Source organism: Mycobacterium sp. (assembly GCF_046091765.1).
In the GTDB taxonomy this organism is placed as follows: domain Bacteria; phylum Actinomycetota; class Actinomycetes; order Mycobacteriales; family Mycobacteriaceae; genus Mycobacterium.
The window spans coordinates 1-9648 of sequence record NZ_JBJTCF010000010.1; the positions used below are offsets into that span (position 1 = coordinate 1).

General features: G+C 69.7%; 8 protein-coding genes. 4 read left to right on the forward strand and 4 right to left on the reverse strand.

Annotated elements, in window-relative coordinates; all coding sequences use genetic code 11:
• Positions 1-13: 13 nt before the first annotated feature.
• Together ACKOB8_RS00795 and ACKOB8_RS00800 are read right to left on the reverse strand one after the other, a co-directional pair.
• Positions 14-1054, reverse strand: a complete 1041-nt coding sequence (locus ACKOB8_RS00795) for an aspartate-semialdehyde dehydrogenase (protein ID WP_526374648.1) — start codon at positions 1052-1054, stop codon at positions 14-16.
• Between the two features lie 4 nt (positions 1055-1058).
• Positions 1059-2324: an aspartate kinase gene (locus ACKOB8_RS00800; protein ID WP_526374650.1), complete on the reverse strand. Its 1266-nt coding sequence runs from the start codon at positions 2322-2324 to the stop codon at positions 1059-1061.
• A gap of 98 nt (positions 2325-2422) precedes the next feature.
• Between ACKOB8_RS00800 and ACKOB8_RS00805 the strand changes: the two genes are divergently transcribed.
• Positions 2423-3031: a nitroreductase family protein gene (locus tag ACKOB8_RS00805; RefSeq protein ID WP_526374652.1), complete on the forward strand. Its 609-nt coding sequence runs from the start codon at positions 2423-2425 to the stop codon at positions 3029-3031.
• 120 nt (positions 3032-3151) lie between these two features.
• Positions 3152-5008: a 2-isopropylmalate synthase gene (gene leuA / locus ACKOB8_RS00810; RefSeq protein ID WP_526374654.1), complete on the forward strand. Its 1857-nt coding sequence runs from the start codon at positions 3152-3154 to the stop codon at positions 5006-5008.
• 13 nt (positions 5009-5021) lie between these two features.
• On the opposite strand, the gene ACKOB8_RS00815 is transcribed toward leuA, so the two are convergent.
• The gene (locus ACKOB8_RS00815; protein ID WP_526374656.1) at positions 5022-6011 is read right to left on the reverse strand and encodes a DEDDh family exonuclease; all 990 of its coding nucleotides are present in this window, start codon (positions 6009-6011) and stop codon (positions 5022-5024) included.
• 99 nt (positions 6012-6110) lie between these two features.
• On the opposite strand from ACKOB8_RS00815, the gene ACKOB8_RS00820 reads away from it, so the two are divergent.
• Together ACKOB8_RS00820 and ACKOB8_RS00825 are read left to right on the forward strand one after the other, a co-directional pair.
• Positions 6111-7349, forward strand: a complete 1239-nt coding sequence (locus ACKOB8_RS00820) for a MurT ligase domain-containing protein (RefSeq protein WP_526374660.1) — start codon at positions 6111-6113, stop codon at positions 7347-7349.
• Positions 7350-7353: 4 nt separating this feature from the next.
• Complete coding sequence (locus ACKOB8_RS00825; protein ID WP_526374662.1) at positions 7354-8055, forward strand: type 1 glutamine amidotransferase; 702 nt, start codon at positions 7354-7356, stop codon at positions 8053-8055.
• Positions 8056-8064: 9 nt separating this feature from the next.
• Here ACKOB8_RS00825 and ACKOB8_RS00830 read toward each other — a convergent pair.
• Positions 8065-9648 (reverse strand): Ig-like domain-containing protein (locus tag ACKOB8_RS00830; protein ID WP_526374658.1); only part of this gene is annotated, 1584 nt, incomplete at its 5' end.

A 9648-nucleotide genomic window follows, 5' to 3' on the forward strand; every position in this document is an offset into this window, starting at 1 on the left:
AAAATACCACCACTCAGCGCGCAGCAGCGAGACGTTCGGCGATCTGGATGGTGTTCAGCGCCGCGCCTTTGCGCAGGTTGTCCCCGCAGACGAAGAACGCCAGCCCGCGACCGCCGGGCACCCCGGGATCCTGGCGAATCCGGCCCACCAGGGACGCGTCCACACCGGCGGCGGCCAGCGGGGTGGGGACGTCGACCAGCGTGACGCCGGGGGCACCGGCGAGTAACTCGCGGGCGCGCTGGACCGACAGCGGTCGGGCGAACTCGGCGTTGATCGACAGCGAGTGGCCGGTGAACACCGGCACCCGCACGCAGGTGCCGCTGACCGCCAGATCCGGGATGCCGAGGATCTTGCGGCTTTCGTTGCGCAGCTTCTGGTCCTCGTCGGTTTCCCCGGAGCCGTCCTCCACCAGGGCCCCGGCCAGCGGCACCACGTTGAACGCGATGGGCGCGACGTACTTCTTCGGGGGCGGGAAGTCCAGCGCCGCACCATCGTGCACGAGGCGCTCGACATCGGAGATCACCGCGCGGACCTGGGACGCCAATTCCTCCACGCCGGCCAGACCGCTGCCCGAGACGGCCTGATAGGTCGAGGCGACCATCCGCACCAGCCCGGCCTCGTCGTGCAACGGCTTGAGCACCGGCATGGCGGCCATGGTGGTGCAGTTCGGGTTGGCGATGATGCCCTTGGGCAGCGTCCTGCCACGCACGTCGCGGTCGAAGTTGACCTCGCTGACCACCAGCGGGACGTCCGGATCCTTGCGCCAGGCCGAGGAGTTGTCGATGACGGTGACCCCCGCCGCGGCGAAGCGCGGCGCCTGGACGCGGGACATCGCCGCACCGGCGGAGAAAAGCGCGATGTCCAACCCGGTGGGGTCAGCGGCCTCGGTGTCCTCGACCTCGATGTCCTGGCCGCGGAACCCGAGTCTTTTTCCCGCGGAGCGCGACGAGGCGAAGAACCGCACACGGGCGGCGGGAAAGTCCCTTTCCGCCAACAGGTTTCGCATCACCTGTCCGACCTGACCGGTCGCGCCTACGACACCGAGGGTGACCATGACCTCAACGCCCCGTCCCCGCGTAGACCACCGCTTGCTCCTCACCGCCGAGGCCGAACGCCTCGTGCAGCGCAGAGACGGCCTTGTCCAGTTCGGAGTCCCTGATCAGCACCGAGATCCGGATCTCGGAGGTGGAGATGAGGTCGATGTTGATGCCCACCTTCGCCAGCGCCTCGCAGAAGGTCGCGGTCACCCCGGGATGGCTGCGCATCCCGGCGCCGATCAGCGAGACCTTGCCGATGTGGTCGTCGTAGAGCACCGCGATGAAGCCGATCTCGTCCTTGAGCGATGTCAGCTTCTCCACCGCGGTCGGTCCCACCTCACGCGAGCAGGTGAAGGTGATGTCGGTCTTGCCGTCCTCCACCTTGGAGATGTTCTGCAACACCATGTCGATGTTGACGTCGGCGTCGGCGACCGCGCGAAAAACCTTGGCGGCGTAGCCCGGTACGTCGGGCACGCCGACGACGGTGACCTTCGCTTCGCTGCGGTCGTGGGCGACTCCGGTCAGAATGGCGTCTTCCATGGCAATGTCCTCAATCGATCCGGTGACAATCGTTCCTGGTTTGTCGGAGTAGGACGAGCGGACGTGGATCGGCACGTGATAGCGCCGCGCGTACTCCACACAGCGCAGCATCAGTACCTTCGCCCCGCAGGCCGCCATCTCGAGCATCTCCTCGAAGCTGACGGTGTCCAGCCGTCGCGCGTTGGGAACGATGCGCGGATCGGCGGTGAAGACACCGTCGACGTCGGTGTAGATCTCGCAGACGTCGGCGTGCAGCGCGGCGGCCAGCGCGACGGCGGTGGTGTCCGAGCCGCCCCGGCCCAGCGTGGTGACGTCCTTGCTGTCCTGGCTGACGCCTTGGAAGCCGGCGACGAGCACGATCTGACCCTCGTCGAGCGCCGAGCGCAACCGACCCGGAGTGACGTCGATGATCTTGGCGTTGCCGTGCGTGCCGGTGGTGATCACGCCGGCCTGCGAACCGCTGAACGAGCGGGCCTTGGCGCCCAGGTCGGCGATCGCCATCGCCACCAGCGCGTTGGAGATCCGCTCGCCCGCGGTCAGCAGCATGTCCAACTCCCGCGGCGGCGGGGACGGGCAGACCCGGCGGGCCAGGTCGAGCAGATCGTCGGTGGTGTCCCCCATCGCCGAGACGACGACCACGACGTCGTTGCCCTGCTTTCTGGTCTCCACGATGCGCTCGGCGACCCGGCGGATCCGTTCGGCGTCGCCCACCGAGGAACCGCCGTACTTCTGCACGACGAGCGCCACAGTCCGCCCTTTCCCCGCTACCGGATCCTCGGCCCAGGAGGCCGCCCCTAAGGATAGGGCGGCGAGCGGCGGGCCTGGTGAGCGGTAACCTCACAGCGATGGCCGACCACCCCGCCGATCGACGCGCCCAGACCACGGTCCCCCTTCACCCGCCGATCGCCGATCGGTGGAGTCCGCGCGCTTTCGACGCCGACGCCGTCCTGGCCACCGAGGACCTGACCGCCCTGCTGGAGGCCGCGCGCTGGGCCGCCACCTGGGGCGGTCGGCAACCCGTGCGGTTCGTCGTCGGTCAGCGCGGCGACGCCACGTTCGAGACACTGGCCGGCCTGCTCGCCCGGGGCAACGCCTACGCCGCGGCGGCCGGTGCGCTGATCCTGGTGTGCGCCGACGAGGGCGAGGACGAGGCGGCCGCGCTGTACTGCGTTTTCGACGCCGGGGCGGCGACGGCCAACCTGGCCGTGGAGGCCGTCGCCCGCGGCCTGGTCACCCACCCGATGGCCGGCTTCGACGCCGAGGGCGCCCGGGCGGCCTTCGCCATCCCCGCCGGGGTGCGTCCGCTCGCGATGGTCGCGGTGGGCAGCCTCGCCGACCCGGGCACCGTCGACCCGCGGTTCGCCGAGCGCGACGCCCGACCGCGCACCCGGCTGCCGCTCGACGAGGTCGCCTTCGCCGGGACCTGGGGCCGGGCCTGGCGGCAGCCCGGCTAGGCCTGGTAGCTGCGACGGCGTACAGTGACACCTGTGCAGCGTGTGCTCCTCCTCGGACGCCGCGGCGGGGTCTGATCCAGACCGGCTTCCCGTCGCGGGAGTTCGCGGCGCGCCGGTCGGATGTCCACCCCTGATCACCGGAGCACCCTCGTGACCACACCCTCAGCTGAATCCTCCCCGGACGCGTTCGTGTCCGCGCGCACCGTCCGACAACCGGCCGGGCCGCCGCGCGACGGCCAACCCCCCTGGAACACCCAGCGCACCACGGCGATGCCGGTACACCGCTACCGGCCGTTCAGCCGGGAGGTCGAACAGATCGCCCTGCCGGACCGCACCTGGCCGGACCGGGTCATCGAGCACGCCCCGCTGTGGTGTGCGGTGGATCTGCGCGACGGCAACCAGGCGCTGATCGACCCGATGAGTCCCGCCCGCAAGCGCCGGATGTTCGACCTGCTGGTGCGGATGGGCTACAAGGAGATCGAGGTCGGCTTCCCGTCGGCCAGCCAGACCGACTTCGACTTCGTGCGCGAGATCATCGAGCAGGGCGCCATCCCCGAGGACGTCACGATCCAGGTGCTCACCCAGTGCCGCCCGGAGCTCATCGAGCGGACCTTCCAGGCCTGCGAGGGCGCGGCGAACGTCATCGTGCACTTCTACAACTCCACCTCGATCCTGCAGCGGCGCGTGGTGTTCCGCGCCGACCGCGACGAGATCAGGAAGATCGCCACCGACGGGGCCCGCACGTGTCTGCAGGAGGCGGCCAAGCGGCCCGGCACGCGCTGGCGGTTCGAGTACTCCCCGGAGTCCTACACCGGAACCGAACTGGCCTACGCCGTCGACGTGTGCAACGCGGTCTCGGAGGTGATCCAGCCGCGGCCCGACTGGCCGCTGATCGTCAACCTGCCCGCCACGGTGGAGATGACCACCCCGAACGTCTACGCCGACTCCATCGAGTGGATGAGCCGCAGACTGACGCCGCGCGAGTCGATCATCTTGAGCCTGCACCCGCACAACGACCGCGGGACGGCCGTCGCCGCAGCCGAATTGGGTTATCAGGCCGGTGCCGATCGGATCGAGGGCTGCCTGTTCGGAAACGGTGAACGCACCGGCAACGTCTGCCTGGTGACCCTGGGCCTGAACCTGTTCTCCCGCGGCGTGGATCCGCAGATCGACTTCTCCAACATCGACGAGATCCGGCGCACCGTGGAGCACTGCAACCAGCTGCCGGTGCCCGAACGGCATCCCTACGGCGGGGACCTGGTCTACACCGCGTTCTCCGGAAGCCACCAGGACGCGATCAACAAGGGCCTGGACGCGATGAAGGTCGCCGCCGACGACTCCGACGCCGACGTCGACGACATCCTCTGGCAGGTGCCCTACCTGCCGATCGACCCCCGCGACGTCGGGCGCTCCTATGAGGCCGTCATCCGGGTCAACTCGCAGTCCGGCAAGGGCGGGGTGGCCTACATCATGAAAGCCGACCACGGCCTGGTGCTGCCGCGCCGGCTGCAGATCGAGTTCAGCCGGGTCATCCAGAAGATCGCCGAAGGCTCCGGCGGCGAGGGCGGCGAGGTGTCCTCCAAGGAGATGTGGGACGCCTTCGCCGACGAGTACCTCACCCCGGTGCGGCCGCTGGAACGCATCCGCCAGCGGGTGATCGGCTCGGAGGTCGACGGCGGGATCGACCGGATCGAGGCGACGGTGAAGATCGACGGCGTCGAGACCGAGATCCGCGGGGAGGGCAACGGCCCGCTGGCCGCCTTCGTCGACGCACTCGGGAGCGTCGGCATCGACGTCAGCGTGCTCGACTACTCCGAACACGCCCTGTCCTCCGGCGAGGAAGCGACCGCGGCGGCCTACGTCGAGGCCTCCGTCGGCGGGCAGACCGTCTGGGGTGTGGGCATCGCGACGTCGATCACCACCGCGTCGCTGCGCGCGGTGGTGTCAGCGGTCAATCGGGGTGCGCGGCGCAGCTGAGCGCGGCGCGGCTTCAGAACAGCGCGAACTGCCGACCGCGGTCGGCGGGCTCCTCGAAGCGGTCGATGCCGGTGCCGCCGGCGACCGTGCCGACCGCGCGCAGGAACGCGTCGTCGGCGACCGTGGGCACCCCGAGCTCCTGAGCCTGATACCCCTTGCCGTTGACCGGCTGCGGCTCGTTGCAGATCACCAGCGACGTCTCGGTGTCCACCGCGTCGGCGTAGGCCAGCCCGGCGTGCAGAATCCGCTCGACCAGTTCCTCGTGGGTGCGGGTGACCTCCGCCGAGAGCGCCACCCGCATGCCCTGCACCAGGGGCTCGCCGAGCACATAGCGGCCCGGGTTGAGATACGGGCAGGGCATCCGCGCGGCCAGCATCTTCAACGGGCGCAGCTCGTCGTGGGTGATCTTCCCGTTGGGCCAGCGCCGCCGGGTCACCGGGCGGACCGGCAGCCACACGTCGCGCTCGCGGGCCCGCTGCAACGCCGGTGTCAGCACGCGGGAGAGCACCAGCGCGTCGTCGAACGCGTCGTGCGCGCGGGTCTGCTCGATGTTCCAGTGCCGTGCCAGCGTCTGCAGCCGCAGATTGTCCAGCCCGAGGTCGAGGCGGCGGGCGAGTTCCACCGTGCACATGACGTTCTCGACGGGCAGCGCCGTCTGGGCCAGTTCGGCCTCGGCGACCAGGAACGAGTAGTCGAAGGCGACGTTGTGCGCCACCAGGGTGCGCCCGTGCATCACCTCGGCGACGTCGCGGGCGATCTCGGCGAAGGTCGGCTGATCCTCGAGCATCTCCGCGGTCAGGCCGTGGACGTGGGTCGGGCCGGGGTCCACACCCGGATTGACCAGACTGACCACCGACTGCTCCACCGCACCGTCGGCGTCCAGGGCCAGCACCGCCACACTGAGGATGCGCGCCTGCCCGGGACGGAAACCCGAGGTCTCGACGTCCACCACCACCCAGCCCTCGCCCGGATCGGTGGCGGGGCGGCCCCACGGTCGGCTCATAGCCGTCAGGATGGCACGCCCACCCGACAGCCCCCGGTAGATCGGATCCGTGTCGGGCCGACTGATACCCGCTCGGCATAAACTCATCTGACGATGCCGATGACTTTGCGCGGTCGTGCCGCCCTCGGCGTCGGCGCGGCCGCACGCTGGGCCTCCCGCGTCACCGGCCGCGGCGCGGGGGCGATGATCGGCGGGCTGGTCGCGATGACCCTGGACCGCTCCATCCTGCGCCAGCTCGGCCGGGGCCGTCGCACCGCGCTGGTCACCGGAACCAACGGCAAGTCCACCACCACCCGGATGCTGGCCGCCGCGCTGCGCACGCGCGGCACGGTCGCGACCAACGCCGAGGGCGCGAACATGGACGCCGGCCTGGTCGCCGCGCTGGCCGCCGACCGCGACGCCCCGCGGGCCGCGCTCGAGGTCGACGAGATGCACGTGCCGCACGTCGCCGACGCCGTCGACCCCGACGTCGTGGTGCTGCTCAACCTCTCGCGCGACCAACTCGACCGGGTCGGCGAGATCAACCACATCGAGCGCACGCTGCGGGCCGGGCTGGCCCGGCATCCGCGCGCGGTGATCGTGGCCAACTGCGACGACGTGCTGATGACCTCGGCGGCCTACGACTGCCCGAACGTGGTGTGGGTGGCCGCCGGCGGGGGCTGGTCGGGGGACTCGGTGAGCTGTCCGCGCAGCGGCGAGGTGATCGTGCGCGAGAAGACCGACGGGGCCGACTGGCATTCCTCCGGTGCGGACTTCCGCCGGCCCGCGCCGCACTGGTGGTTCGACGATGAAACGCTCTACGGTCCCGGCGGTCTGGTCCTGCCGATGACGCTGGCGCTGCCCGGTGCGGTCAACCGCGGCAACGCCGCCCAGGCCGTCGCCGCGGCGGTGGCGATGGGCGCCGAGCCCGCCGCCGCGGTAGCCGCCGTCGCCGCGGTCGACGAGGTCGCCGGCCGCTACCGCACGGTGCGCATCGGTGATCACAGCGCCCGGCTGCTGCTGGCCAAGAATCCGGCCGGCTGGCAGGAAGCGCTGTCGATGGTCGACAAAACCGCTGCGGGCGTGGTGATCTCGGTCAACGGGCAGGTGCCCGACGGGGAAGACCTGTCCTGGCTGTGGGACGTGCGCTTCGAGCACTTCGGCGCGGTTCCGGTGGTGGCCGCCGGGGAGCGCGGCACCGATCTGGCGGTGCGGCTGGGCTATGCGGGCGTGGAGCACACGCTGGTCCACCACACCGTCGCGGCGATCGAATCCTGCCCGCCGGGCCACGTCGAGGTGGTCGCCAACTACACCGCCTTCCTGCAGCTGCAGCGCGCCCTGGAGCGCACCCGTGGCTGAGCCGGTGCGGATCGGGCTGGTGCTGCCCGACGTGATGGGCACCTACGGCGACGGCGGCAACGCGGTGGTGCTGCGCCAGCGGCTGCGGCTGCGCGGGATCCCCGCCGAGATCGTCGACATCACCCTGGCCGATCCCGTTCCCGACTCCCTGGACCTCTACACACTCGGCGGTGCGGAGGACTACGCCCAGCGGCTGGCCACCAGGCACCTGCTGCGCCACCGCGGTCTGCAGCGCGCCGCCGAGCGCGGGGCGCCGGTGCTGGCGATCTGCGCGGCGATCCAGGTGCTCGGGCACTGGTATGAGACCGCGGCCGGGGAGCGCGTGGAGGGCGTGGGGCTGCTGGACGTGACGACCTCGCCGCAGCCGGAGCGCACCATCGGCGAGATCGTCTCGACCCCGCTGATCGAGGGCCTGTCCGAACCGCTGACCGGTTTCGAGAACCACCGGGGCGGAACGGTTCTCGGCCCCGATGCGCGCCCGCTGGCCGCGGTGGTCACCGGAGCGGGAAACCGCCTCGGTGACGGCGTCGACGGTGCGGTGCAGGGCAGCGTGGTCGCCACCTACCTGCACGGGCCGTGCCTGGCCCGCAACCCCGAACTGGCCGACCTGCTGCTCACCCGGGTGCTCGGCCCGCTGGCCCCCCTGGAACTGCCCGAGGTCGAGCAACTGCGCCGCGAGCGATTGGCCGCGCCGCGCCGGGTCTGACCCCGACGGTCACCAGGTGATGCGCGGCCAGGCCTGGGTCTCGACTTTCCATTCGGCCCAGTCGTTCTCCACATATTCACCTGCGTAGGTGGTTTCCCACGCCTGCGCCTTGCCACCGTTCGATTCCGGCGGGACCAGCAACCCGAAGTTGATCGCGATATCGACGTCCCATGGGCCGTCTCGGAGCCCGACTGGAGGAACGCGGCCGAGGAAGTCGGGACCAAGACAGTTGCCCTGGTAGCAGATCTTCTCCGGGCCGCCGTTCGCCCGGATCAGATCCACAGCTTCTTTGTCTACCGGGATGAGGACTGTCGCGCCCAGCCCGACCGGCTCATCGGGATCACCACCGCTGGCAATCCAGGCCGCAATTCGACCCACAACCGTTTCGATGATCTCCTCAAAACCGAATTTTGTGAGGATCCCGCGGCTCTGCGCGAGCGCGTCTGCGAGTGCCTTCGAGGCTTGGCTGGTCGGATTGTCGACCAGGACTGCCTGTCCCTTCGCTGGCCGCTTCGGCTCTAAGCATCCGGGTGGGTCGGCGCATCCGCCCACAAACTTCACGGTGGGCGCACTGAAGTAGAGGCTGCCCGGATTGGTTATCTGAACTTCTTTCACCTGGCCGTTCGAGCGCATCAACGCTTGGCCTTCGGCGTCGAAGCCTTGTACATTGGGGGGCCGTCCACCGCTGAACTTCACCGTCGGCGTTGAGGTGTAGCCCTCCCCAGGATCGGTGACCGAGACGCTGGCTACCGAAGTGCCCGGATATAACTTGGTGGATTCATACAACTGGCCGATGCTTTCCAGCTTGTCATAGATCAGACCGCCCATGTCTGCCGTCACCGCAGAAGAGCTGAAGTCGCCCTCGATGGCCATCGTGACGACCGCAATGACGGGGATCGGCAGGGGCTGGCCACGCAGTGCCGCGATGTTGAGGTCCACCGGATTCAGCGGCATGAAACCCTTGACGAGGGAATCGTCGCTGTCTTTCTCTGCCCAGTATTCGATCCAGTTGTCGCCGGTCGGGTCGTCGATTTTGATTTTGTCGCCGGCGTCGACACCGGAGGCGATCTCGTTGGGTGTGTCGTCCACCAAGGTCGTTCTGGAGCTTCCCGCGTATCCGAGGGTCGTGGTGAGGGTAGTGGTCACTAGGATCGGCTCGTCGCCGTTGGAGAAACCCAACTTGTAGTCGTTGGTTTCCTTGACCACGGTCAGCCAGTCCGAGGCGATCAGCCCGCGCTTGCCGGAGGAGGACAGCAGCCCCGATTGCACCGCGATGGTGACCTCGGTGGGCGCCGCGAACGGATCGAGGATGTTCCAGCCGCCGTCGGCGACGGTCACCGCGAACTCATCCGGCTGCTGGGCACCGGCATCGGTGGGGGTGTAGACCCACGAGCCGTCGGCATCAACACGCACCGTGCCGAACTGCGCAGCCCGGCTGAGCGCATACGACAACGGCGCACCCTCGGGATCGGTCGCACCCAGCGACCCGGCCACCTCACCGCCCAGGATCGTCGAGTACGCCCAACCCTGCCCGGTCATGGGCCGCAACACCTCACCCACCAGCACCCGCGGAGCCACCGCCGGCGCCTGGTT